Consider the following 25094-nt stretch of genomic DNA (forward strand, 5'->3'; position numbering starts at 1 on the left):
TCTAAGCTCAAACGGAGCTTAGATATTTTGGTTTACGGTCTTTTCATCGATTTTTTAGTTAACATGATCGTCTATTCTCATTTTATGTCGGTTGCATGTCACCAGTTACAATTTTTTCAATGTGATGACATGCAGCTCGGTGCCCTTCTTTCATATGATCCAAGTTGCGTAAATCAGGAACTTCTGTTTTACATAAATCGGTAGCAAATGGACATCTTGTATGGAAGCGACATCCAGTTGGCGGATCTATTGGAGACGGAACATCCCCTTTTAGAATGATGCGTTCTTTTTTAGCTTCTGGATCAGGCGTAGGTATAGCTGATAATAATGACTTCGTATAAGGGTGTTGTGGATTATCAAATAACGACTTTTTGTCAGCAATCTCTACAATTTTCCCTAAATACATGACAATAATTCGATCCGAAATATGTCGAACTACACCGAGATCGTGGGCAATAAATAAAAAGGTTAATTTAAATTCACGTTGTAAATTCTTTAATAGATTCAATACTTGTGCTTGTACGGAAACATCTAAAGCAGAAACAGCTTCATCACAAATAATTAATTTCGGATTAACTGATAGAGCACGGGCAATTCCGACTCTTTGACGCTGTCCACCAGAAAACTCATGTGGGTATCGGTCAATTTGTCCCGCATTTAACCCAACTGTTTCCAATAGTTCAATCGCACGTTTTCTGCGCTCTTTTTTTGGTATTACATTTTGAATGGCCATTGCTTCTGTTAAAATTTGCGCGACGGTTTGGCGTGGGTTTAATGAAGCGTATGGATCCTGGAAAATTACTTGTAAGTCTTTTCGTTTTTTACGCATGTCGCTTTTGCTCAACGCTAATAAGTCTCCGCCATCAAATTCGATTTCTCCAGCTGTAGGTTCATCTAAGCGTAGAATGGCACGACCAGTTGTAGATTTACCACAACCTGATTCACCGACAACACTTAATGTTTCCCCTTCGAAAATTTCAAATGTAACATCGTCTACTGCTTTAACGTGGTTAACGGTTCTTCCTAGAAAACCACCTTTAATCGGGAAATATTGTTTTAAATTAGTTACTTTGAGCAACTCTTTTTGGGCCATGTGCCTTCACCTCCGCATCTCCATCCCAATGATCAGTATATATCCAACAACGAACTTCACTTTCTCCTTCTACATGATCAAGGGAAGGGAGTTCTTCCATACAAAGTTCAGTGGCAAACGGACATCTTGGTGCAAAACGGCAGCCTTTTGGCATATCCTTTGGACTTGGCACGCTACCTCTAATCGGCTCCAATTCATCCACATCTGTATCATGACGAGGGATGGACTTCAATAAACCTACTGTATAGGGGTGTTTAGGATTTCTAAACAAAGACTTCACATCTTGGTATTCGACTACTTTACCACCGTACATAACGGCTACATAATCACACGTCTCTGCTACTACACCTAAGTCGTGGGTAATCATAATGACAGACATACCAAGGCGATCCTGTAAGTCATTAATAAGATCCAAAATTTGTGCTTGAATCGTTACATCTAATGCTGTAGTTGGTTCATCTGCAATAAGTAAATCTGGATTACAAGCCAGCGCCATGGCGATCATAACTCGTTGTCGCATCCCACCAGATAGTTCGTGTGGATATTGTTTCACTCGTTTATCTGGGGAAGGAATACCAACTAGTTTTAATAATTCAATCGCTTTCTTTGTTCCATTTTCTTTGTCTAAGCCTTGATGAACCTTTAATGTTTCACGAATTTGTTGTCCAATGGTATAAACAGGATTTAAGGAAGTCATCGGCTCTTGGAATATCATGGAAATTTCGTTCCCCCGAATTTGACGAATTTCCTTGTCTGTTAATGTAGTTAAATCTCTACCTTTAAAGTTAATCTCTCCACCTTTTACTTTACCAGGATGATCAAGCAATCTTAATATTGATAGTGCTGTAATACTTTTACCAGAGCCTGATTCTCCAACAATACCTATTGTTTTCCCTTTAGGTAATTTAAAGGAAACACCATCCACTGCTTTTACTTCAAAATCATCTAGGTAAAAAGATGTCTGTAAATCTTTTATATCTAAAATAATATCTTCACTCATTCTGTTCACCTCTTTTCTACATCTACTATTCTAAGTCAATCCGTTTATTTAAGAACTTGTAAGAAATATCGACAATTAAATTTACAAATACGAATACGATAGCAATTACTAAAACGGCGGCTTGTACTACAGGGAAATCCCTTGCCAATATACGATCAATGATTAATTTCCCCATGCCATTAATAGCAAATACAGATTCAGTCAAAACAGCTCCCGCTAGTAAACTACCAAATTGTAATCCTACAACGGTTACTACTGGTATTAATGCATTTTTTAAAGCGTGGCGATAGATAACGATTCTTTCACCTAAGCCTTTGGCACGCGCTGTTCGAATATAATCTTGAGAAATTACATCCAACATGCTGGAACGCGTCATCCTAGCAATAACGGCAGCTCCCATCGTTCCTAGTGTAATGACTGGCATCACGATTTGCTCTGGCGTCCCCCACCCTGTTGGCGGCAACCAACCGAGTTTAATAGAGAACCATTGCATTAACATAAGGCCAAACCAGAAGTTAGGCATCGATAATCCGAATAATGCTATTAACATAATAGAAACATCAGCAAATGAATATTTTCTAACCGCTGAAATAATACCTGCAATTAAACCTAAAAAGATACTAAACAGCGTACTGTAAACAGCTAATTCAAAAGTAACCCAAAATTTTGGCCATAGCTCCTCACTAACTGGTAAGCTTGTTCTCCAAGAATTTCCGAAATCTAACATAGCAGCATCTTTGACGAAATTAAAATATTGAACAGGTATCGGATCATTTAATCCTAACCGTTCTTCAATTTGTTCAACTGTATCTGGAGGCGCGCTTTCCCCAGCAATAATATGTGCTGGATTTCCTGGAGATAGGTGCATAAGGGAAAATACTAAAATAGTTACACCTATTAAAACAGGGATCAGCTGTAATAAACGCCGTACAATAAATTGAAACATTGTTGCACCTACTTCCTATTTTTTCATTTTTGGATCTAACGCATCTCGTAAGCCATCACCAAAGATGTTGAAGGCTAATACGATTAACATAATTACTAAGCCTGGGAACAATGCGATATGTCCTGCATCCCACATAAAGTCACGACCGTCACTTAAAAGTGCACCTAATTCTGGTGACGGTGGCTGAGCCCCCATCCCTAAAAATGATAGACCACTAGCAGATAGTACTGCTGTAGCAATAAATAGACTCGCTTGTACAATAATTGGCGACAAAATATTTGGTAAGATATGTTTGAATATAATCCTCGTATCAGATGCGCCTAGTGCCTTCATGGCATCAATGTATTCTAATTTTTTTGTAGCCAATGTTGACCCTCTTACAATTCGAGCAAACGTCGGAATTGCAAAAATGGCAACAGCAAAAATCACATTTCGCAGATTTGCTCCTAGAATACTAATTAACGCTAGAGCTAATAAAATTCCTGGGAAAGCTAGCAAAATGTCCATCATTCGCATAATAATAGCATCTAATTTTCCGCCGTAGTAACCTGAAATTAATCCAAGAAAAATACCAACAATTCCACCCAAAATAGTTGCTGAAATACCTATACCCATCGTAATTCCTAATCCATGAATAACTCTTGTGAAAATATCTCTGCCATGATGATCGGTTCCAAACCAGTGCTCAGCAGAAGGACCTTGAAGCTTCACACCATAATCAACTGCTTCTGGAGTTTGGGAAGTTAAATACGGTCCTATAAGAGCGATGAGGACTAAAATAATAATTAAATACCCTCCAACTAAGGCACTCTTATTTTTTCGTAATTTACTGTAGAAGTCCTTCAATGATCGTGTGAAAGGATGATCCGTTTTTTGTGTCATTACATTGTTTACTTGTTCTGCACGCATGTAGTTACCCCCTTATCGTCGAAATATAACATTATTAATAAAAATCTGATATTTAGTTGAACATTGACGCAAAAGTATGTTGGACATTTACGCGGAATATAGGGAAATTTGTCATACTATTTATAGTACAATCAAACGAGGCATTTTTCAATACAGATCGAAAAATATTTTTAATTCATAGTATTAAATTATAATTTTTGCGTTCAAATATTCTTGCTATTTTGTAAAAAATCGTTTATATTAAAAAATGTTAACAACTTTTTCCTTTAAATTAGAGACAGGGGGTATCTTTAAAATTATGAAGAACAAAAAATTATTATGGCTCGTATCCTTGTTAGCCATGCTTACATTTGTCCTAGCAGCATGTGCTGGCGATGGGGAGGCTGAAAGTAAATCAGAAGGCGAAGGGTCAGGAGAAGAAGGTTCAGGTAGCGGTGGCGATTTAGTTATTGCTCTTCCATCTGATGTTGTTTCATTATCTCCACATGGTACAACTGATATTCCATCTGGCCAAGTTGCAGATAATATTTATGAAACATTAACTGTCCTAGATGAAAATCAGGAACCGCAACCAAGCTTAGCGAAAGAATGGAAAGAAGTAGATGAGACCACTTGGGAATTTCAATTGCAAGAAGGTGTGAAATTCCATGATGGGGAAGCGTTGACGGCAGAGGTTGTAAAGAAGAACTTTGATCGACTTGTTGATGAAAAGATTGCCTCACCGAGAGCTTTTTTACTTGAAGCTGTGGAAAGTGTCGAAGCAAAAGATGATCTTACATTAGTGATTAAGTTAAAATATCCATATGCGCCGCTGTTAGCCAATTTAGCACATAGTGGTACAGCAATTATGAGTCCGAAAATAATTGATGAAGATTATGCGCAGATGGAAGGTGGGGGGGATGTTGATGCATATATCAACAAAAATCCTATCGGAACTGGTCCATTTAAATTAGATGAGTGGAAAGCAGGAGAAGAGGTTGTTATCTCACGTAATGATGATTATTGGGGTGACAAGGCAAAACTTGATACTGCTAAATTTAAAGTAGTCAAAGAACAGAGTTCCCGAGTAGCTGAACTTGAAACAGGTGTGTCTCATGTAGCTGATCAAATAGGGCCTAATAATATATCACGTGTAGATAATGCTGAAGGTATGAGCGCACTTCAGGAGCCAAGTACATCGTTAGCTTATGTAGGTTTTAACTTGAAAAAAGAACCGTTTGATGATAAAAAAGTTCGTCAAGCTGTTTCCATGGCAATTAATAAAGAAGAAATCGTTAGTGGTGTATACAACAATGTAGGCATTCCAGCTAAAGGCCCATTAGCTCCACCAGTATTTGGCTATGATGAAAATGTATCTGGTTTAGAGTTTGATGTGGAAAAAGCAAAAGAGCTATTAGCGGAAGCCGGCTATAACGATGGTTTTAAAACAACGATTTGGACGAATGATAACGAACAGCGTGTAGATACAGCTGTTACGATTCAAAATCAACTAAAAGAAATTGGTGTTGAGGTTGAAATTGAAGAATTAGAGTGGGGAGCATTTTTAGATAGAACGTCTAACGGGGAACATGATATGTTTGTTCTTGGTTGGTCAACAAGTACCGGAGATGCAGACTATGGTATGTATCCATTATTCCATTCATCTGCAGTTGGCGAAACTGGTAATCGCTCTTTCTTAGAAAATGAAGAATTAGATAAGATTTTGGACGAAGCTCGTCGCTCTACTGATCGTGAAGAGCGTCAAAAATTATATACAGAAGCACAAGAAATGCTTGTTGATTTAGCGCCGATGATTTATACACATCACCAAGAGTACTTACTCGGTGTAAGTGATAAGGTAAAAGACTTTGGTGTTAATACTCAAGGTATTTACCAAATTAAGCAAGCCTATATTGAAGAGTAATATATTTGTAACCAGATGCTTTTGGCATCTGGTTTCTTGTTGTATGTGCTACACGACAGTAGTTTCACAGCTGAATATAAGCTTTATTTATAGCGAGTTATTTCCAGGTTAAAGCAAAATACAATATAAGTAGAATAATCCCGCCAAAACCAATAATATATGCTAAGAAAACGGGATTAAATAACGCAGGGTGTTTTTTTGTTGCTTTAAATTCCGTATCATACTCGTCCTTTTGTGTCTCTACATCTTTACCGACCTTAATGGTATAAAATAGTGCGATTGCAACGAACAATCCTCCAAGAGCTAGTAAGTACCACATATATAAATACTCCTTTCATTGATAAATTTTGGATGAACAGTTTAAAAAGATAAGAAAGCATAAAAGTTGATGCTATGGGCGTAACCAGATCCCTGTCCGGGTCCGGCGCCCAGCAACTTGACGACAAGCCAAGTTTTTCTAAAAAAATAGGTTTATTTCCGATATAAGGTGCTGGAAGAGCCTCACTTTAAGAATTAGATTAAGTTGAACAAGTTTAAGTGGGAGACTAACAGCAACTAAATTCCCTTTTTCGTAAGACGGCTTTCGATCATCCCTTGGGCTACTAGACAGTCGGAAGAATACCCACACGAATGGAAGGTTTACTTTATGAAGTGCTTATTTTAAGATGCACTAATTCACAGGGGTTTATTCATCATCTATGTCCATGTCAACTAGCGCAATCAAGGTTGCGGAATATGTCGAAATTTTCTTAGTAAATTATATTGACAAAGTAATATGTATAAATTACCCTGTTTGTAACGGGTTACATACTTTTTTCCAAATTTATGTAACAGGTTACACTTAACGATTTATTAGTTAGTAATGAGGGGTGGAGGTTGTTATGGCGACCATTCGAGATGTTGCGAAACTTGCTAACGTATCAACAGCAACAGTATCTAGGGTGCTAAATGACAATGGGTATGTTAATAGTGAAACGAAAAATCGTGTCAATGAAGCGATTGAACAGCTACGCTACCGACCGAATGACGTTGCTAGAAGTTTATTTAAAGGTAGCTCTAAGATGATTGCGCTTTTTGTTCCAGACATTAAAAACCCTTTTTTTCCAGAGCTTGCCCGTGCCGTAGAAGATGTAACGAATCAGTACGGTTATACCTTTGTATTATGTAATACCGATGATAATCATGAAAAAGAAATTACGTACTTAAATGCGTTAACACAAAAATCCGTGGATGGTTTTATTATGGTGTCAAGTACAATATGTGAGAGACATCTTGAACATGTGACAAGCCCGATTATTTCTTTAGACAGGAGATTTAGTTCGAACATCTCGTCTGTTACAGTAAATAACCGAAAAGGTGCGAGAGAAGCAACAGCATATTTACAATCCATTGGCTGTAAAAAAATTGCCCATATTTGCGGTCCACAAACAGCAAGCAATTCAAAAGATCGCTTAAAAGGCTATCTTGATGTAGTGAAGTATGAAGCATGGTTTCATTCTGATTTTATCGTGGCAGGCGATTATCGATTTAAAAGTTCCTATGAAGTAACCAAAGATCTGTTAACGAAGCATAAAGATATTGACGGTCTCTTTGTAGCAAATGATTTGATGGCTGTTGGTGTATTAAAAGCAGCCGAATCATTAAATATGAACATTCCCGAACAGCTATCTGTAATCGGTTTTGATGGCATCCCTCTCGGACTAACAACAACACCTTCATTAACCACCATACAGCAGCCTATATACGAAATTGGAAGTAGAGCAGCACAAATTTTATTAGAGTTGATTGATCATCCAGAGCAACAAGTCATTCATGAAGAATTAGAAGTTACATTAATAGAGCGTGATTCGACAAAACGAAGGGAGGAAGCATGATGATACATGCTCCGAAAATCTGTGTAGTCGGAAGCATTAATATGGACATGACGATTCAAACAAGACAAATGCCACGTCAAGGAGAAACGGTACTAGGTCAGTCCTTTGCCTTATATCCAGGAGGAAAAGGTGCGAACCAAGCAGTTGCAGCGACTAGACTAGGAGCAAAAGTTACAATGATTGGCGCTGTCGGTGAGGATGAATTTGGCGTAACATTACGAAAACATTTGCAAGTTGAAGGCATTCACACAGATGGCGTTATCAAAAATAGCGAACAGTCTACAGGCGTAGCAAACATTATTTTGTCTGAAGGTGACAATCGAATTATTGTTGCCCCAGGGGCTAACGCAGCTATAACCGAAGAAGTGATTGATCGACATGAAAACATTATTCAACAAAGCGACATCATTTTATTGCAACTAGAAATACCACTTACTACGGTAGCCTACACGGTGAAAAAAGCGAAGCAATATCATATTCCAGTTGTAGTAAACCCTGCTCCATATCAGCATTTACCGAAAGAAATAATACAAGATACTACTTATTTTACTCCGAATGAAATGGAAGCAGAAGCAATGAAAAAAGAAGCTGCTTCTAGCTCTATAAAAGATAAAATGGTAGTAACGCTAGGGAGTGAGGGGGTACATTTTTATGAAAACAACACGAAAAAAAAGGTGCACAGCTACTCTGTTCCTGTAAAAGATACAACAGGTGCAGGTGATACATTTAATGGCGCTTTTGTTACACAATTAGCACAAGGCGAAACACTGTCGCGAGCTATACATTTTGCCAATGCAGCAGCTGCATTATCAATCACGAAAGTGGGGGCACAAGCAGGCATGCCAACAGTAGAAATGGTTCATCAATTTATGACAGAAAGGGAGGGTTAACAGTGAAAAAGACAGGCATTTTGAATCGCGACATCGCCACTGTTCTTTCTCAACTAGGGCATACCGATACAATTGTTGTAGGAGATTGTGGTTTACCAATACCCCAGCATATAAAATGTATTGACCTCTCTATTGACCTTGGAACGCCTTCATTAGTAGATGTTGTCCGTTTAATCATGAAGCATATGGAAGTTGAAAAGATAACGATGGCTAGTGAAATCAAGTTGTAGAATACGCGTTTGCATCATGAAATCACATCAACTTATGGAAACATTCCATTAGATTATGTTTTCCATGAAGATTTTAAAAAAGCAATGAGCGATACGAAGGCAGTAATTCGAACTGGTGAAGCAACGCCATTTGCTAATGTCATGTTACGTTCGGGAGTTATCTTTTAGCATAGAAAAGCTACAAGTTTTCGTATTAGAACTTGGCATTTCTATGGATTTTTAGACGAAAGGAGAGCAAGTGATGACGAGTGACCCTTTTGTACAGATGAACAACATCAGTAAAGCTTTTTCCGGAAATAAAGTATTACAACAGGTTGATTTTACTGTAAACCGTGGGGAAATTCATGCATTAATGGGAGAAAACGGAGCGGGAAAGTCTACTCTAGTGAAGATTTTAACAGGCATTTATACAAAAGATCAAGGTAATATATATGTGCAAGGTAAACAGATGACATTTTCGGGTCCTAAACATGCTGAAGCGTATGGAATTAGTGTTATTCATCAAGAATTAAATATTATTCCACATTTAACAGTAGCGGAGAATATGTTTTTAGGGAAAGAGCTGACATATGGAAAAACGGGTATTCTGAATAGGCGGGAAATAAGACGTAGAACGGCTGAGGCCTTAACTAACTTAGGTGTACATGATATAAAATCCGAACAATTGGCTGGTGAACTATCGATTGGAAAGCAACAAATGGTTGAAATAGCAAAAGCTTTGACAACCAATGCAGAATTAATCATTATGGACGAGCCTACAGCGGCATTGACAGAACATGAAATTGAAAACTTCTTTCACGTTATTAAAAAGTTGCAAGCAGATGGGGTAAGCATTGTTTATATATCCCATCGCATGGAAGAAATATTTGAAATTTGTGATCGGATCACGGTTCTACGTGATGGTCAATATATTGGCACCAAAGCTACACCTCATACATCATTTGAAGAGATTGTGAAAATGATGGTAGGTAGAGAGCTTGGCGAACGATATCCTGCGAGAAATCATGATGTCGGAGAAGTCGTCTTTCAAGTTAAAAACCTACAATTGGCTAATTATTTTCGTAATATCAGCTTTTCTGTCAGAGAAGGAGAGATTCTCGGTGTGGCTGGTTTGATGGGAGCAGGTCGGTCTGAGGTGATGGAAGCTATATTTGGATACCGTAAATTAGATAGAGGAACCATTGAACTAAATGGAAGACAAGTTGTTATTAAACATCCGCGTGATGCAGTTAATGCAGGGATTGGCTTTATTACAGAGGACCGTAAGTCGAAAGGGTTAATTATTCATGCTTCTATTAAAGAAAATATCGCCTTACCTAATTTGAGAGCGTTATCACGATATGGGATCATCCATAAAAGGAAAGAAAGCCAGCTCATTAGTGAGTTGATGCAGAAATTACAGGTAAGAGCTACAAACGAAATGCAGGAAGTGAAGTCTTTAAGTGGTGGGAATCAGCAAAAAGTAGTTATAGCAAAGTGGTTGGCTATTCAGCCGCAAGTACTTATTTTAGATGAACCAACTCGTGGTGTAGATATTGGGGCAAAAAAAGAAATATATACAATAATGAATGAACTTTCTAAAAAGGGTGTAGCCATTATAATGATTTCTTCGGAATTACCTGAAGTCCTTGGGATAAGTGATCGGGTGATGGTCATGCATGAAGGAAAAATAACGGCGTTTATCGACCGTGAAGAAGCGGATCAAGAATCGATTATGACTGCAGCCACAGGAGGTGCTTAAAGATGGTGAAGTGGAATAAGGTAAGCATAGCTCAATTAGGACCGCTGCTTGGTTTACTCCTGATAACCATTGTATTAGGGGTAATGAGTGAGAGCTTTTTCACTTTAAATAATATCTTAAATTTATTGCGGCAAGTATCCGTTAATGCCCTCATCGCTTTTGGAATGACATTTGTTATTTTAACGGCGGGAATTGATCTTTCAGTCGGTTCTATACTGGCTTTAGGAAGTGCGTTAACAGCGGGGTTATTAGCTAGTGGGATGGATCCAATTTTAGCTATTTGCATTGGTTTATTAATCGGTTTTCTACTTGGTGCAGTCAACGGTTTGATTATCGCTAAAGGAAAAGTTGCTCCATTTATAGCAACTTTGGCAACCATGACAATTTTTCGTGGTGCAACATTAGTTTATACAGATGGAAAACCAATTACTGGGCTATCCGATTCCTTTTCTTTTGAAATGATTGGAAAAGGCTATGTATTTGGAATTCCATTTCCTGCAATTATTATGGTCATTGTCTTTCTTATTTTAGTTTTTATTTTGCATAATACGGTATTCGGACGCCAAGTGTATGCAATTGGTGGGAATGAAGAAGCTTCTAAATTATCTGGGATCAAAGCAGATCGAGTTAAAATTGGTGTTTATTCACTGACAGGTATGCTATCTGTACTTGCAGGCATTATCATTACAAGTCGTTTAGATTCTGCTCAGCCAACAGCAGGAACAATGTATGAACTTGATGCCATAGCCGCTGTTGTTATTGGGGGGACAAGTCTTTCTGGAGGAAAAGGAAGAATAGTTGGCACGTTAATAGGAGCTTTAATCATTGGGGTTATTGATAACGGGTTAAACCTATTAAATGTATCTTCTTTTTATCAGCAAATAGTCAAAGGTCTCGTTATTTTACTAGCAGTGCTTTTAGATAGAAAAGCAAAATAACGAAGGGAGTTACGATGTTACAATGCATCGTTCCAAATAAAATTTTTTAGGAGGAATAGTATGGCTAAATGGTCAAAGGTACTTATGTTTGTAGTAGTTATAGTTTTTATTTTAGGGGCTTGCTCTACAAATGCTCCTGGTAGTGAAGAGGATAATGACAAAGAAGCCAACAATGATAAAGTGAAGGTCGGCTTATCTATTTCTACTTTAAACAATCCTTTTTTCGTTACCTTGCGTGATGGGGCGGAAAGCGCTGCAGAAGAAGCAGGCTTTGAGATCGTTACATCTGATGCACAAAACGACCCGTCTACACAGTTAAGTGATATTGAAGATCTTATACAGCAAGATATTGATGTCTTACTAGTAAATCCAGTTGATTCTGAGGCCGTTGTTACTGCAGTAGAATCTGCCAATCAAGCAGATATCCCAGTTATTACCGTAGATCGAAGTTCTGAAGGTGGCGAAATAGTCACCCATATTGCTTCTGATAATGTAGCTGGCGGAGAAATAGCAGGTGAATTTATTGCTGAACAACTTGGGGAAGAGGGGAAAATTGTTGAATTAGAAGGGATTTCTGGATCGTCTGCAGCTAGGGAAAGAGGAGAAGGATTTCACAATATAATGGATGAATTAGACGGAATGGAAATTGTGGCTAAGCAAACCGCGGATTTTGACCGTACAAAAGGCTTATCGGTAATGGAAAATATTATCCAAGGTACAAAAGATATTGATGCATTATTTGCGCATAATGATGAGATGGCATTGGGTGCTATTGAGGCATTAGAGTCACAAAATATGCTAGAAGATGTCATTGTCGTTGGCTTTGATGCAACGGAGGATGCCGTAGCCGCTGTCAACGAGGGAAGAATGCTTGCAACCGTCGCTCAGCAACCAAAGTTGATTGGAGAGAAAGCCATTGATGCAGCGGGGAAGATAGTTGAGGATGAAGCGTTAGAGGAATTTATACCTGTAGAACTTGAATTAGTGACAGAGCAAAAATAATGCAAGAGGGTAAGACGAAATGTAGGCAGGTGTGACATGTTGCACACCTGCCTATTTACATATCCTCACTAGCAACCTCATCCAGCCGCTTTCTTTTCTGGCGTGCTTTAAATGCAATCCACGATGTTTTTAAAGATGCATACGTTCCGACAGCGGCTGCACTGTAAAAACCCCCCATAAAAATACCTGCCCATAAATCACCACGATGGCTAATAAAAATAGACATCATAAACCCGATGACACTTGCGATACTAGGAAAGTACTGTCTAGGAATAGGAAAAAGTTTAAATATTTGCGTAATAATTACAATTAACGGAACAGCAATAATACCATCCCAAAAATTAGTATGAATAACTGGGAATTCCATTTTAATGCCTCCATCAATAAGAAACGATATTCTCCATTATTCCCTTTCTGTCTGTACCTATTCTGTATTAGGTATGTTCATAAAAAATTTAGAAAATGCCATGGTCGAACCAACACTTCAGTTTTCTGACAATGATAGCGAACTAAATGCATAGAAATACGGGCATTCTTTATAGTAAAAGCCGCATTTTTTCTTATACGACACATCCAAAAAAATGTAAATGATTAGAAAAAATGATACAACAATAACCTTCCATTAATTTACATAATAAAAAAATTATTGACACTATTACTATTCTTTATGTAATATAAAGAAAATTAGTAAGAGTGGGAGAGGTAGACGAATGGAAGATTTCATCAGAGATTATTTGCGTGAAAAAAAGGCTTTTTTTGAACAGATAAGCCAGTTTATTTTTTCTCATCCAGAAACAAGATTTGAGGAGTATGAATCAGCTTCTTTTTTGGCAGAAGCATGTGAGAAGCAAGGGTTTGAGGTTGAAAAAGGAGTGGGAAATATTGCTACTGCATTTGTAGCAACATATGGAAAAGGCGCCCCTATTATTGGTTTTTTAGGAGAGTATGATGCATTGTCTGGCCTAAGTCAAACCCCAAACCAAACGACTTACCAGCCGTTGGAAACAGATATCGGTCATGGATGTGGTCATAATCTGCTCGGTACAGGAGCATTTGCTGCAGCTTGTGCTGTAAAGGAATATCTTGACAAGCATAGCCTTCCAGGAACGGTGAAATTTTTTGGGTGTCCTGGAGAAGAAGGAGGATCTGGAAAAACGTTTATGGTAAGGGAAGGTGTATTTACAGATGTTGATGCTGCACTAACTTGGCACCCATCTCCAGTGAATGCAATTATGAGTGCCTCGAGCCTGGCTAATTATCAGATATCTTTCGCTTTTAAAGGGACAACTTCCCATGCTGCCAATTCCCCTCATTTGGGAAGGAGTGCATTGGACGCTGTTGAACTGATGAATGTAGGCGTGAATTATTTACGAGAGCATGTTGTACCAGAAGCGAGGTTGCATTATGCAACAACCAATACAGGTGGGATTTCTCCTAATGTAGTGCAGGCAAACGCGGAGGTATTATATTTAATCAGGGCTCCAAAAGTAAAACAAGTAGAGGATATGTATCAGCGTGTTTGCAAAATTGCACAAGGTGCTGCATTAATGACAGAAACAGAGCTTACGATCAGATTCGATAAAGCTTGTTCGAATTATATTCCGAACAGAAGCATGGAGAACATGCTGCACGACCAATTGTCCAAATCAGATGTAGAAAAGCCGACAGAAGAAGAGAAATTATTCGCAAAAGACATCTGGCATTCGCTTACCGATTCGGAACGAGAAGGGTACTTGGAAATTATTGAAGGGTTTGTCTATGTAGGTAATGGAGAGGAGTTTGCTAATAAATATCTTGCAGAGACGATATCTCCATATGAAGCATCTGACAAGATATTATCCGGATCTACAGATGTCGCAGATGTTAGCTGGGTAGTACCGACAGCTCAATTAACTGCTGCAACTTCTACACTAGGAACGCCACTACATTCATGGCAAATGACAGCACAAGGAATTTCAAGCTTTGCTCATAAAGGAATGCTACGAGCGGCCCAAGCAATGGCAATGACAGGAATTCAATTAATGACAGATTCTGTTGCTTTAAAAGAAGTGAAAGAAGAATTTCAACAATTTACAAAAAATAATCCTTATACATGTCCTATTCCTAAAGAAATACAGCCTTCTGTATTGAATAAGTAGTCAGAATTAACAAAAAACAACTAGAAAGAGGGAATACGATGAAAGAAAAAACAAATAAAAGTTTATTTCAGAAATTTTTAAATGGTATTGAAAAGGTTGGTAATAAACTTCCTGACCCATTTATCTTATTTATAGCGTTAGCTATTATCATCATTATTGCTTCTTCTATTTTTAGTATGTTTCATGCCTCAGTAACCCATCCTGGTTCTGGAGAAGAGCTTCCAATTAAAAACTTGGCCTCGGGTGAAGGAATTCAATTTATTTTAAGTTCCATGCTAGATAATTTTACTGGATTTGCTCCTCTAGGATTAGTGCTTGCAATGATGCTTGGTATTGGCTTGGCAGAAAAAGTAGGCTTACTAGATTATGCCATTCGAAAAACCATCTTAAAATCTCCTCCAGCACTAATTACGTATACGGTTGTATTTGTAGGTATTCTAGGTAATTTGGCTTCTGATGCAGCAATGGTACTTATACCACCACTAGCAGCAATGGTATTTTATAAAATTGGACGCCACCCGTTAGCTGGATTAGTGGCAGGTTACGCGGCTACAGGTGCAGGTTTTACAGCTAATCTGTTTATTGCTGGAACAGATGTATTATTGGCGGGAATTTCTACTGAAGCAGCATCTATTATTGATGACTCAATTGTAGTTACTCCTTTAGATAACTGGTATTTTAATGTTGTATCTGTGTTTGTTATTACGATTGTGGGCGGACTTATTACGGATAAATTTATTGAACCGCGTTTAGGTAAGTACAAAGGAGGAGCCATTGATGCAGGATTGGAAGAAGATCATCCGAAAGCCGGAAAAGCATTTCGTAATTCGATTATAGCTGCTTTAGCTTATATCATTTTAATTGTCATTACTATTTTTATGCCGAACAGTCCGCTAAGAGGAGAAGGTGGTAGCATTGTTCCTTCGCCATTTTTAGATGGAATTGTACCAATTATTTTAATTTTCTTTGTTATTATTGGAGTCACTTACGGTATAACAGTAGAAAAAATAAAATCTAGCAGAGATGTTAGTGGCTATATGGCTGAGTCTATGAAAGACATGGCTGGATACATTGTTTTGATATTCGCAATCGCTCAATTTATAAACTATTTTAGCTGGTCTAATATCGGCACTTGGGTGGCAGTAAATGGGGCAGATTTACTCAAAGAAATTAACTTTACTGGGATTTGGCTAATTATCGGATATATCTTGTTCACAGCTTCCTTAAACTTTTTGATTACTTCTGGGTCGGCTAAATGGGCCCTAGAAGCGCCAGTATTTATCCCAATGTTTATGCAACTAGGCTACAGTCCAGCATTTACACAGGTTGCCTACCGTGTTGCGGACTCGTCTACAAATATTGTTACACCATTAATGCCTTACATGGTTATTATCTTAGCATTTATGCAAAAATATGATAAAAAAGCTGGTATCGGTACATTTATTTCATTGATGATTCCTTATTCAGCCGCATTCTTATTAACATGGATTATTCTTATTTTAATATTCTTCTATGCAGGTATTCCATTCGGTCCAGGTGTAACACCGTTTTTATAAAGTAACTTTATTCACCATAGTTATAAGGCAAGTTTTTCGAATGGTAAGGCTCTCTCCTTCTTCTTATAGATGATGAGAGGGGGAGGTAGTCCTTCTCCTTCCTATTGTGTGTAAATAAAGCTGTGCATGTGCAGGCAACAAAAGCTTCGCATGCATTTTCTACATATTCTAATCTAATTTAGAATAAATCATAGAGCGTGAATAAATGAGTTAGATTTTATGACGTAAGGACGTATACAACGTCTACTTAACGAGCTGGAAAGAAAAAGCGGTTCTACTTGTGCTCCTGCAAAAAAGCGCATCTTCTAGGCATAATAATATAAATGAAAGAAGGTACAAATATGGCAATAGAGCTAAAGGATAAATTAATGAACTGGCGAAGGGACCTGCATCAACACCCTGAAACAGGGTTTTTAGAAATGAGAACCGCGTCCATCGTTGCTGGTGTTTTATCGGAATTAGGATTTACCTTACAAATGGGAAAAGAAGTAATGTCAGAAGCACACTGTATGGGAAAACCTGACGCAAAAGAGACAGCTCTGCACTATACTTGGGCTTGTGATCATGGAGCGAATGACTCATTTGTAGCATTTTTTAAAGAAGGGTTCACAGGGATTGTTGCTACCTTGAAAACAAATCGACCTGGGCCGACAATTGCTTACCGTTTTGATATGGATGCGCTTGATATTCATGAGTCGGAAGCTTTTGATCACGTTCCCACTAAACTTGATTTCCGCTCACAAGTTGATGGGAAAATGCATGCATGTGGACATGATGCGCATACCGCAATTGGTCTAGGCTTAGCAACATATCTTGCTGCTGAAAAGGAAAAGCTCTCCGGTACGATTAAACTTATTTTTCAGCCAGCAGAAGAAGGAACGCGCGGTGCAAAATCAATGGTTGAAGCGAATGTCGTTCGTGATGTAGACTATTTTATTGCTTCGCATATTGGAACAGGAGTGCCGTACGGGCATTTTCTAGCAGCTAATAACGGTTTTTTAGCTACGTCAAAATTGGATGTAACGTTTAAAGGAACTGCTGCACATGCTGGCGGAAATCCTGAACAAGGAAGAAATGCTTTGTTAGCTGCAGCGGCTGCGACCTTGAATATGCACGCCATTTCTCGTCATTCAGATGGAACCTCAAGAATTAATGTAGGGGAACTCCATGCTGGAAGTGGCAGGAATATTATTGCGCATCACGCAACAATGAAAGTGGAAACTAGGGGAGAGCATGCTGGAATAAATCAATATATCAAAGAGCAAGTCGAATCGATTGTAGCTGGTGCTGCTACGATGTATCAAGTCGATTATGACATAGAAACAGTAGGTGAGGCGATTCATTGTAAGTGTTCTGAGGAATTAGCGCATATCCTTTATAGATGTGCTAATGCATCATCGGACATAGAGCATGTAGAGTTACAAAAGGATGCTGGAGCAGGGTCTGAGGATGCCACGTACTTTATGGAGGCTGTTCAGAAAAATGGTGGATTAGCGTCATATTGTATTTTTGGAACGGAATTAGCTGCAGGGCATCATAACGAGAAGTTTGATATTGATGAAGAAACATTGCTTCCCGCTGTTAAAATTTTATACCAATCTGTATATGAAATTTTAAAAAAAGAACACGGGGCGTAAACTCTTTTTCTAAGCTGTTTCCATCATGATAGAATAATAGATATTACATGAAGTAAGGAAGGATCTTATGACAAAACAAATTCTATCTAATGATTGGGAAGGATTGCTAAAAGAAGAATTCCAGAAAGCGTATTATTTGCAGTTGAGAGAGTTTTTAAAGCAAGAGTATACTTCATACACGATCTATCCAGATATGAATGCTATATTTAATGCTTTACACTATACGCCATTTGCCGACGTAAAAGTAGTTATTTTAGGTCAAGACCCTTATCATGGTCCAAACCAAGCGCATGGGCTAAGCTTTTCAGTGAAAAAGGGAGTTGCCCTGCCCCCTTCATTAAAAAATATCTTCACTGAAATGAAGCACGATTTGGGGCATGCTATTCCTGCTCATGGCTGTTTAGAATCATGGGCCAAGCAAGGCGTATTATTATTAAATAATGTGCTCACTGTCCGCAAAGGTCAAGCACATTCGCATCGTGGAAAGGGATGGGAGCAATTCACTGATCGTGTTATTCAGTTGCTTAATCATAAGGAAGACCCTGTTGTGTATATTTTATGGGGGGGAGCCGCACAAAAAAAACAGTCTCTCATTGATACAGATAAACATTATATTATAAAATCTCCGCACCCAAGTCCCTTGTCTGCGTACCGAGGGTTTTTTGGCAGTAAACCTTTTTCGCAAACAAATCAACGATTAGAGCAGCTAGGTAAACAAACGATTGATTGGAAGATTGAATAAGAAGGTTTGAAACAACTTAGCTACTGAGTCTGGCTATGAAATGCCATTGTTTTACTTATACGATAAACACTTAACTAATAAAATTATAACGCACACGGTTCCCACGTGTGGCTGATGAGCCTTGAGTGCTGTATGCATTTGGGGCTCTTCTAATAAACATCATTCTCCTATTATTCATCTAAAAATAACCATTGACATTAGTTAATAGGTAGATTAGTATATTAATAACATAAAACGTATATTTATACACCTTAGAAATGGGGCGAGTGCATGGAACACATGGGGATTGTTTCATTAATTCCACCAATAATAGCAATTGTATTAGCCATTATCTTTCGTAATGTTATTGTATCTTTATTCATAGGGTTATTTGTAGGAATTGTTATTCTTGCTAACGGAAATCCAATTACTGCAACAACGAGCACAATAAGAGAGTATTTGTTTCCGCAATTAACAGATAGCTATAATGCAGCCGTCATCGTCTTATTATGTTTTATAGGAGGCTTTGTTGCCTTAGTTGAACGTTCAGGAGGAGGAGCTGCTTTAGCGAAAAGAACAGCTAAATGGATTAATACGAACACAAAGACGCAGTTATCCGCATGGCTTGGAGGGATTATTATCTTTTTTTCCGATATGGGCACGCCTTTAATTGTCGGTCCCGTATTTGAAAAACTGTTTGATAAAGTGAAGGTGTCTAGAGAAAAATTAGCTTGGATTCTCGATTCAACATCATCGCCTGTTGCCATTCTCATCCCTTTTATTGGCTGGGGAATTTATGTGATGGGGATTATGAAAGAAGAGTTTGCGCGGTTAAATATGACCGTGTCTGAATTTACAACGTTTGTAGAAGCAATTCCCTTTCAGTTTTATGCCATTCTATCCGTGTTTATCGTGCCAATTGTAGCTATAACGAAAATGGATTTTGGAGCAATGGCTAAAGCGGAAAAACGTATGGAGCAGACGGGGAAAATTTACTGGCAACAATCTAATCCGCTACGTAAAACGGATGTAGATGCTGAAACAGTCCAGGAAAGTCATCCGATGTTAATTTGGCTCCCACTTGCTGTTTTATTTATTACTTTATTCAGTTTATTGGTGTCGTACGGTTTTCCAGCAAAAGCTGTACCGGGAAGTGATTTTCGAGTTGCATTAAGCACAGCTTACTTATTTGCCGCCATCCTATTAATGGTATTAATGGTACTATATAAAGTGAAGAAAATGAATGAGATATTTAGTATATATCTACAAGGAATGCAACGAATGATGCAAGTCATTCTGATTTTGGTCTTAGCGTGGGCATTAGGATCTTTGTTAGGTGAAATGGGAACGGCAACGTATATTGTTGAACAATTAGAAGGGAATGTACCTGCCTTTATAGTGCCGGCAATTATTTTCTTAGCTGCAGCAAGTATGTCTTTTGCAACTGGTAGTTCATGGGGAACTTTTGCTATTATGCTTCCGTTAGCTATTCCAATGGCAGCTGGTCTTGAAGCTCCGATGCTTGTTAGTATCGGTGCGGTATTATCAGGAGGATTATTTGGTGATCATTGTTCGCCAATATCAGATTCAACCATTTTAGCTTCAACGGGGGCAGGTTGTGACCATATCGATCATGTGAAAACACAATTGCCATACGCGCTAACCAATGGATTCATTGCACTCGGCTCATTTATTATAGCTGGTTTTACGGGGAGTAATTTGACAATTGTAGGAAGTATTGTATTCATGGTTGTACTGTTTATCGTTTTATCGAAACGAAAAAATAAACCACAAGGAGTGGAAAATGTAGCATGAAGCTTTGGGGCGGACGGTTCACAAAAGAAGAAGATACGTTAATGAAAGTGTTCAATTCATCGTTAGAGGAAGACCTAGCTCTTGTAGAAGAGGATCTAGATGGGAGCATTGCGCATGCAGAGATGCTCGTGCATTGTCATATTATTTCGCAGGAAGAAGGGGAGAAAATAGTTCAAGGGCTTCACAAGATAAAACAAGATATAGCAACTGGTAATCTAGTCGTGGAAGGAAACCATGAAGATATTCATAGCTTTGTAGAAGCAACATTGACAGAAATGATTGGCGAAGCAGGAAAGAAGCTTCATACATCACGAAGCAGAAATGATCAAGTGGCGACGGATTTAAAATTATATACGAAGAAACGAGCGAAAGAAACAATAAATAAACTACAGTTATTAATTCATAGCTTGGAAAAAACAGCAGTAGCAAATCAACATGTTATTATGCCAGGCTATACGCATTTACAACGCGCTCAAGTCGTTACCTTTGGGTATCATTTGCGGGCTTATATCGAAATGTTTAGGAGAGATACCAAGCGTTTGGAGCAAACTGTCGCTAATTTAAATGAGAGTCCGCTTGGATCTGGGGCATTAGCAGGAACGACACACGACATTGATCGCGAAATTACTGCGGAAAAACTAGGCTTTTCTAAATCGACAGCTAATTTTATGGATGGTGTTAGTGACCGTGATTTTATTATTGAATTATTATCTGATCTTTCCATTATTATGATGCATGTAAGTCGATTAAGTGAAGAGCTAATTTTATGGAGCAGTCAAGAGTTTTCTTTTATTAAAATCGATGATGCCTATGCAACTGGAAGCAGCATTATGCCGCAGAAAAAGAATCCTGATGCAGCTGAATTAATTAGAGGTAAAACGGGAAAAGTATATGGGGCATTAGTTAGTGTATTAACGACGATGAAAGGTTTACCACTTGCTTATAATAAAGATATGCAAGAAGTAAAATCACCCATGTTTCAGGCGGTAGATGAAGTATTGCTTTCTATAAAAATGATGGATAAGATGGTTGCCACCGTGCAAGTGAATGGGGAGCAAATGAAGCAAGCAATTAAAGCGGGCTTTTTAAACGCGACAGAGGTAGCGGATTATCTTGTCCAAAAAGGTGTGCCTTTCCGTGATGCGCATGGTGTAGTAGGTGCGATTGTTTTATATGGAGAAAAAGTAGGGAAGAGTATTGAACAATTAACGTTGGAAGAACTACAGCAATTTAGTGATTCGATAGAACAAGATATATTTGCTTATGTAGATTATACGAATCTATTAAAAAGAGGAAATAAAAAAGAAATGCTTGACTAAAGAGAAGATAAGGAATCTAAAAGGTTAGCTATCTCGTTTTGTGCTGCTAAAAAAGTGCGGCACAAAACGAGTAATTTATCTATACCAAGAGGACTAAAGTAAATGATGTCGCTTAAAGCTATGCATTATCCCATCATCTTCTGCTTTGGTTGTTATTTCTCGGGCAACTTTCTTCAAGTCATCGGTAGCATTTTCCATAGCAACACCGTAGTGGACAGCTTCAAACATTTTGATATCATTATTGCCGTCTCCATAGGCCATGCTTTGTTCTCTCGGAATTTGTAAAACGTTTAAAACGTATTTCACTGCTTTGTATTTATCAACACCTTTAACAGCAATTTCACCACTTTCGGGACCAAATTGTGCAACGGTTGTTCGATACATCGTAAATGCTTCTCCGTCAAAACCGATTTCTAAAATGCTGAAAATAATTTCAGGCTTTGATCGTCCTGTACACAAATACATAAGATGCCCATTTTGTCGGGCAGTACGAATAGCTTGTTTAGCTGACGAAGGTACTCTACCATCAGGTGTAGTTAATGTTCCATCGATATCAATGAAAACAATTTTTTTACTCAATAAATCCATCCTCATGCATGGCAAACCGTTCATAATGTTTATATAACGAATGAAAGCTCCCATAATATGTTTTGTACCATGGTTTCTTTTTACCACAGAAATGAATAATCGATGTATTGTTGATAACAAAATCCATATCTATTTTATTTTTGCTCGTAATTTTATAGTAATAATAAAACCGTGCATCAAAATTATAACGAACTTCATCGATATCTTTAATTTGCTTTGCATATAAGCCGTTTAAAATGTCTTGGTCTGGGAGAATTAATTTTTTCTTGTTTACTTCTACAAATTCATAAATAGCTTGTTCAGAAATATGCTTTCGCTGTTCTGTTAAGTTAAGTAGTAATACGCCAGAGTTATAGTAAGCTTCTACATCATATGGTCGTAACCTAAGTTTATTAATATTTGTAATGGGGGTGCGATCGTGATATGCAGCAGCGTACAAATAATTAGTCATGTCCATCTGGTACAGATCATGTACGGAATTAATAATTAAAATATCTGGATCGAGATAAAGCACTCTATCCAGTGAATTTGGTAGAAATTTATACGCCAATAAACGATAATACATTTCTTTTGAAAAATGTTTAATAACAGGAGCGTCAGCAAAGTGATGGTTCTCTAAGGTGATAACTTGTAGTTCATGCCCGTGACTTTCTATATAATCAGTTAGTGTATTCGTTTCGTCATCTGTTAAAGAAGAATGCATGAGATAAATGCAAAAGGAATCCTCAGGATGATGTAAAAATAAGGAATGGAGCATTACTTTTAATGGGTGCATGTAGTTGGCGTCAATGGTAACTAATATATTCATAAACAGATCTCCCTTAAGCCTATCTTTCTCTGTTAAATATGCAATTTTAACGTCTTTATAATTGTATTATAGGAAGGTATACAGTTTTTTTGTGTTTCCGTAATGATATGATCTAGAATTGCAGCTAATCGTATATGTAAAAAGAAAATGGCAGGGGCTAACCTTTTCATCTTGTGGCTTGGTTCTAAATGTCGTCTGCGCAAAATTGTGAAAGGCTGCTACCGTTTATTGCCCATTAATTTTAATACGACGTTTTTTGCTTTCTTTCGTCTTTGGAATGTGAAGGTATAGCATGCCGTTTTTATGATCGGCGTTGATTTTATCCGTATTCACGTTATCTGGAAGTGTGAAAGAACGTTGAAATGATCCATAACTATGCTCCACAACTCGCATTTCTGTATCATTGTCTTCTGTTTCTATTTGTTGCTTTTTCTCCCCTTTAATCGTAACGATGTTGTCTTCAATCTCAACCTCTATTTCGGATGGATCTATGCCAGGGATTTCAGCTTCTACAATATATTTATCTTTCTTTTCACGAATATTGCAAGCGAGTGATCCACCTTGTTGTCTATTCCATAAACTGTTGTTGGAGAAAAATGGATCATCAAAGAAGCGTTCAAACATTCCATCAAGTTCATTTTTGAATTTGCGTAATGGTTGGTCATCTCTGTTCCATCGCTTTATTGGTTTCATTTCAATTCCTCCCTTTACTCTTTTATAAAATATTTTTTTAGAAAGGAAATAAATAATGCTTCCAAAGAAAACGAGTTAAAGTTATAAAATAGCGCAGACTTGCATTGGAAAGGCTAGCCCTATAACTCCCCTCCACTACTTATATAACCGTTCATTTAAAAATAAAACCTGTTCTTTTATATTCGGAAAATTTAATATAATTCTTATGTATTAGAAATTGTCCCCTGATTCTTCTGCTATTAATTTTTCTAAAAGGTTAATGACGAGTAATCGTTTATTTACCCCTAATTTTTTATAAATGATGCTGACGTAATCGCGAACTGTTTTCTCTTTCAAATGCAGTGATTGGGCAATTTCTTTATTTTTTTTACGTTGATAGATAAGGAAGGCGATGTCGAGTTCCCTCCATGTTAAATCAATTTCTTTTTCTAAAAGCTTGGCGTGTAGACGTTGTTTTTCATCTCCTTTTTGAAATTGTTGTAAAATGGTTACTGCAACGTCTTCCATAATAACGTAATGATTATGGTAAATATTTTTTATCATAGATACGAAGTTGGTATGATCAGAGTGGCTTAAGAAATAGCCTTCTACCCCGGCTTTTATACTGTTTGTAATAAAGGTGGGCTCAATAAATGACAAAATGTAAATAATTTTAATTTGCTTCGATATACTTTTTATTTCTTTCGTTAATTCTATCACTGTATGATGCGATTGATGGATATGAAAGACAACAATGTTTGGTTGTTTTTCTTGGACAGCATGAATAACTTCTTCTTTTTGAAAATATGTTCCTACCCACTTCATCTCCCTTTCTCTTTCAATAATTAAACGTAATCCTTCACTAGATATTCCTTCTCGATCTACGAGTAATACTTTTATCATCGCTTATCTCTCCGTTTTTTATTACCTTTTCCTTATTTGCGCAAGCTATTCTATCGTGCTGTATGAAATGGTTATATGGGACACGTTGATTTTCCCTAGTCATTTTTACATTGAAGTGGAGAATCTGAATGCAATTCATAGTCAACATAAAGTCTAAGCTTTACGTTTTTAAGCTGTGAGCACTTTACGTGCTTAATTAATTGTAATTTCCTATACAGATATAAGTAGCTATTTGTTATAAGGATGCAGATAGGTTTTTATGTTTTAAGATAAAGGAAGGGTCTAGACAATTTCTAAACAAATTATCGTGTAGGGAGGACTTATAGATTAGATAGTGACGAAAATAGGGGGAGAGATGGTTGACTTGGTGAGAAAAACTATAATTATAAGTAAACATGGAAATGATTTTCA

The 25094-nt window shown here is 37.6% G+C and carries 22 protein-coding genes and 1 pseudogene; 13 read left to right on the top strand and 10 right to left on the bottom strand.

From position 1 onward, the window contains the following. Window positions 1-82 precede the first annotated feature (82 nt). From BUB45_RS16320 to BUB45_RS16335, 4 genes are read right to left on the bottom strand one after another with little or no spacing between them, the layout of a single operon-like run. A complete protein-coding gene (locus BUB45_RS16320; RefSeq protein WP_073012179.1) occupies window positions 83-1093 on the bottom strand; it encodes an ABC transporter ATP-binding protein in 1011 nt (336 codons plus the stop codon). Next, window positions 1062-2093, bottom strand: coding sequence for an ABC transporter ATP-binding protein (locus tag BUB45_RS16325; RefSeq protein ID WP_073012182.1), 1032 nt, complete (start codon window positions 2091-2093; stop codon window positions 1062-1064). The genes BUB45_RS16320 and BUB45_RS16325 overlap by 32 nt, the downstream gene beginning before the upstream one ends. A 25-nt stretch (window positions 2094-2118) precedes the next feature. Next, window positions 2119-3039 (bottom strand): ABC transporter permease, encoded by a 921-nt coding sequence (locus BUB45_RS16330; RefSeq protein WP_073012185.1) that lies wholly within the window; start codon window positions 3037-3039, stop codon window positions 2119-2121. Window positions 3040-3054: 15 nt separating this feature from the next. Then, complete coding sequence (locus BUB45_RS16335; protein WP_073012188.1) at window positions 3055-3948, bottom strand: ABC transporter permease; 894 nt, start codon at window positions 3946-3948, stop codon at window positions 3055-3057. Between the two features lie 298 nt (window positions 3949-4246). Here BUB45_RS16335 and BUB45_RS16340 point away from each other — a divergent pair, with 298 nt between their 5' ends. Continuing rightward, on the top strand, window positions 4247-5851 hold the full coding sequence (locus BUB45_RS16340) for a glutathione ABC transporter substrate-binding protein (RefSeq protein WP_073012191.1): 1605 nt from the start codon (window positions 4247-4249) through the stop codon (window positions 5849-5851). 97 nt (window positions 5852-5948) lie between these two features. On the opposite strand, the gene BUB45_RS16345 is transcribed toward BUB45_RS16340, so the two are convergent. Continuing rightward, window positions 5949-6170 (bottom strand): hypothetical protein, encoded by a 222-nt coding sequence (locus tag BUB45_RS16345; protein ID WP_073012194.1) that lies wholly within the window; start codon window positions 6168-6170, stop codon window positions 5949-5951. 562 nt (window positions 6171-6732) lie between these two features. Here BUB45_RS16345 and BUB45_RS16350 point away from each other — a divergent pair. The 6 genes and pseudogenes from BUB45_RS16350 (at window position 6733) to rbsB (ending at window position 12526) form a co-directional block, all read left to right on the top strand. Further along, window positions 6733-7725 (top strand): LacI family DNA-binding transcriptional regulator, encoded by a 993-nt coding sequence (locus BUB45_RS16350; RefSeq protein WP_073012197.1) that lies wholly within the window; start codon window positions 6733-6735, stop codon window positions 7723-7725. Further along, the gene (rbsK, locus tag BUB45_RS16355; protein WP_073012200.1) at window positions 7725-8615 is read left to right on the top strand and encodes a ribokinase; all 891 of its coding nucleotides are present in this window, start codon (window positions 7725-7727) and stop codon (window positions 8613-8615) included. The genes BUB45_RS16350 and rbsK overlap by 1 nt, the downstream gene beginning before the upstream one ends. A gap of 2 nt (window positions 8616-8617) precedes the next feature. Then, window positions 8618-9013, top strand: a pseudogene (gene rbsD / locus BUB45_RS16360) (D-ribose pyranase). A gap of 73 nt (window positions 9014-9086) precedes the next feature. Further along, entirely contained in the window at window positions 9087-10586 is a 1500-nt protein-coding gene (locus BUB45_RS16365) for a sugar ABC transporter ATP-binding protein (protein ID WP_073012203.1), read from the top strand. A 2-nt stretch (window positions 10587-10588) separates the two neighbouring features. Next, on the top strand, window positions 10589-11524 hold the full coding sequence (rbsC, locus tag BUB45_RS16370; protein WP_073012205.1) for a ribose ABC transporter permease: 936 nt from the start codon (window positions 10589-10591) through the stop codon (window positions 11522-11524). A gap of 60 nt (window positions 11525-11584) precedes the next feature. Beyond that, on the top strand, window positions 11585-12526 hold the full coding sequence (gene rbsB / locus BUB45_RS16375; protein WP_073012207.1) for a ribose ABC transporter substrate-binding protein RbsB: 942 nt from the start codon (window positions 11585-11587) through the stop codon (window positions 12524-12526). Between the two features lie 55 nt (window positions 12527-12581). Here the strand turns inward: rbsB and BUB45_RS16380 are convergent, their stop codons facing one another. Beyond that, on the bottom strand, window positions 12582-12893 hold the full coding sequence (locus BUB45_RS16380) for a hypothetical protein (RefSeq protein ID WP_073012210.1): 312 nt from the start codon (window positions 12891-12893) through the stop codon (window positions 12582-12584). A gap of 343 nt (window positions 12894-13236) precedes the next feature. On the opposite strand from BUB45_RS16380, the gene BUB45_RS16385 reads away from it, so the two are divergent. The 6 genes from BUB45_RS16385 to argH all read left to right on the top strand — a co-directional run bounded on the left by BUB45_RS16385 (window position 13237) and on the right by argH (window position 21712). Beyond that, on the top strand, window positions 13237-14664 hold the full coding sequence (locus BUB45_RS16385; protein ID WP_073012213.1) for a M20 family metallopeptidase: 1428 nt from the start codon (window positions 13237-13239) through the stop codon (window positions 14662-14664). A gap of 38 nt (window positions 14665-14702) precedes the next feature. Next, on the top strand, window positions 14703-16220 hold the full coding sequence (locus tag BUB45_RS16390; protein WP_073012215.1) for an AbgT family transporter: 1518 nt from the start codon (window positions 14703-14705) through the stop codon (window positions 16218-16220). Between the two features lie 323 nt (window positions 16221-16543). Further along, the gene (locus tag BUB45_RS16395) at window positions 16544-17857 is read left to right on the top strand and encodes an amidohydrolase (RefSeq protein ID WP_244527756.1); all 1314 of its coding nucleotides are present in this window, start codon (window positions 16544-16546) and stop codon (window positions 17855-17857) included. A 67-nt stretch (window positions 17858-17924) separates the two neighbouring features. Further along, on the top strand, window positions 17925-18599 hold the full coding sequence (locus BUB45_RS16400) for a uracil-DNA glycosylase (RefSeq protein WP_073012221.1): 675 nt from the start codon (window positions 17925-17927) through the stop codon (window positions 18597-18599). Window positions 18600-18869: 270 nt separating this feature from the next. Then, on the top strand, window positions 18870-20393 hold the full coding sequence (locus BUB45_RS16405; RefSeq protein ID WP_073012224.1) for a Na+/H+ antiporter NhaC family protein: 1524 nt from the start codon (window positions 18870-18872) through the stop codon (window positions 20391-20393). Further along, on the top strand, window positions 20390-21712 hold the full coding sequence (gene argH / locus BUB45_RS16410) for an argininosuccinate lyase (protein ID WP_073012227.1): 1323 nt from the start codon (window positions 20390-20392) through the stop codon (window positions 21710-21712). Before BUB45_RS16405 ends, argH begins: the two co-directional genes overlap by 4 nt. 93 nt (window positions 21713-21805) lie before the next feature. Here argH and BUB45_RS16415 read toward each other — a convergent pair whose 3' ends face one another. The 4 genes from BUB45_RS16415 to BUB45_RS16430 all read right to left on the bottom strand — a co-directional run bounded on the left by BUB45_RS16415 (window position 21806) and on the right by BUB45_RS16430 (window position 24683). Next, complete coding sequence (locus BUB45_RS16415) at window positions 21806-22291, bottom strand: HAD family hydrolase (protein ID WP_073012230.1); 486 nt, start codon at window positions 22289-22291, stop codon at window positions 21806-21808. Continuing rightward, window positions 22284-23108: a glycosyltransferase family 8 protein gene (locus BUB45_RS16420; protein WP_073012233.1), complete on the bottom strand. Its 825-nt coding sequence runs from the start codon at window positions 23106-23108 to the stop codon at window positions 22284-22286. Before BUB45_RS16420 ends, BUB45_RS16415 begins: the two co-directional genes overlap by 8 nt. A 225-nt stretch (window positions 23109-23333) precedes the next feature. Beyond that, the gene (locus BUB45_RS16425) at window positions 23334-23801 is read right to left on the bottom strand and encodes an Hsp20/alpha crystallin family protein (RefSeq protein WP_073012236.1); all 468 of its coding nucleotides are present in this window, start codon (window positions 23799-23801) and stop codon (window positions 23334-23336) included. Window positions 23802-24011: 210 nt separating this feature from the next. Continuing rightward, window positions 24012-24683, bottom strand: coding sequence for a LuxR C-terminal-related transcriptional regulator (locus tag BUB45_RS16430; protein ID WP_073012239.1), 672 nt, complete (start codon window positions 24681-24683; stop codon window positions 24012-24014). Window positions 24684-25094 lie beyond the last annotated feature (411 nt).

Source organism: Virgibacillus chiguensis, assembly GCF_900129865.1.
Lineage (GTDB): Bacteria > Bacillota > Bacilli > Bacillales > Amphibacillaceae > Virgibacillus > Virgibacillus chiguensis.

Coding starts and splice junctions, on each gene's coding strand:
- BUB45_RS16320 (WP_073012179.1), bottom strand. CDS start 1,093: ATGGCCCAAAAAGAGTTGCTCAAAGTAACTAATTTAAAACAATATTTC.
- BUB45_RS16325 (WP_073012182.1), bottom strand. CDS start 2,093: ATGAGTGAAGATATTATTTTAGATATAAAAGATTTACAGACATCTTTT.
- BUB45_RS16330 (WP_073012185.1), bottom strand. CDS start 3,039: ATGTTTCAATTTATTGTACGGCGTTTATTACAGCTGATCCCTGTTTTA.
- BUB45_RS16335 (WP_073012188.1), bottom strand. CDS start 3,948: ATGCGTGCAGAACAAGTAAACAATGTAATGACACAAAAAACGGATCAT.
- BUB45_RS16340 (WP_073012191.1), top strand. CDS start 4,247: ATGAAGAACAAAAAATTATTATGGCTCGTATCCTTGTTAGCCATGCTT.
- BUB45_RS16345 (WP_073012194.1), bottom strand. CDS start 6,170: ATGTGGTACTTACTAGCTCTTGGAGGATTGTTCGTTGCAATCGCACTA.
- BUB45_RS16350 (WP_073012197.1), top strand. CDS start 6,733: ATGGCGACCATTCGAGATGTTGCGAAACTTGCTAACGTATCAACAGCA.
- rbsK (WP_073012200.1), top strand. CDS start 7,725: ATGATACATGCTCCGAAAATCTGTGTAGTCGGAAGCATTAATATGGAC.
- BUB45_RS16365 (WP_073012203.1), top strand. CDS start 9,087: ATGACGAGTGACCCTTTTGTACAGATGAACAACATCAGTAAAGCTTTT.
- rbsC (WP_073012205.1), top strand. CDS start 10,589: ATGGTGAAGTGGAATAAGGTAAGCATAGCTCAATTAGGACCGCTGCTT.
- rbsB (WP_073012207.1), top strand. CDS start 11,585: ATGGCTAAATGGTCAAAGGTACTTATGTTTGTAGTAGTTATAGTTTTT.
- BUB45_RS16380 (WP_073012210.1), bottom strand. CDS start 12,893: ATGGAATTCCCAGTTATTCATACTAATTTTTGGGATGGTATTATTGCT.
- BUB45_RS16385 (WP_073012213.1), top strand. CDS start 13,237: ATGGAAGATTTCATCAGAGATTATTTGCGTGAAAAAAAGGCTTTTTTT.
- BUB45_RS16390 (WP_073012215.1), top strand. CDS start 14,703: ATGAAAGAAAAAACAAATAAAAGTTTATTTCAGAAATTTTTAAATGGT.
- BUB45_RS16395 (WP_244527756.1), top strand. CDS start 16,544: ATGAAAGAAGGTACAAATATGGCAATAGAGCTAAAGGATAAATTAATG.
- BUB45_RS16400 (WP_073012221.1), top strand. CDS start 17,925: ATGACAAAACAAATTCTATCTAATGATTGGGAAGGATTGCTAAAAGAA.
- BUB45_RS16405 (WP_073012224.1), top strand. CDS start 18,870: ATGGAACACATGGGGATTGTTTCATTAATTCCACCAATAATAGCAATT.
- argH (WP_073012227.1), top strand. CDS start 20,390: ATGAAGCTTTGGGGCGGACGGTTCACAAAAGAAGAAGATACGTTAATG.
- BUB45_RS16420 (WP_073012233.1), bottom strand. CDS start 23,108: ATGAATATATTAGTTACCATTGACGCCAACTACATGCACCCATTAAAA.
- BUB45_RS16425 (WP_073012236.1), bottom strand. CDS start 23,801: ATGAAACCAATAAAGCGATGGAACAGAGATGACCAACCATTACGCAAA.
- BUB45_RS16430 (WP_073012239.1), bottom strand. CDS start 24,683: ATGATAAAAGTATTACTCGTAGATCGAGAAGGAATATCTAGTGAAGGA.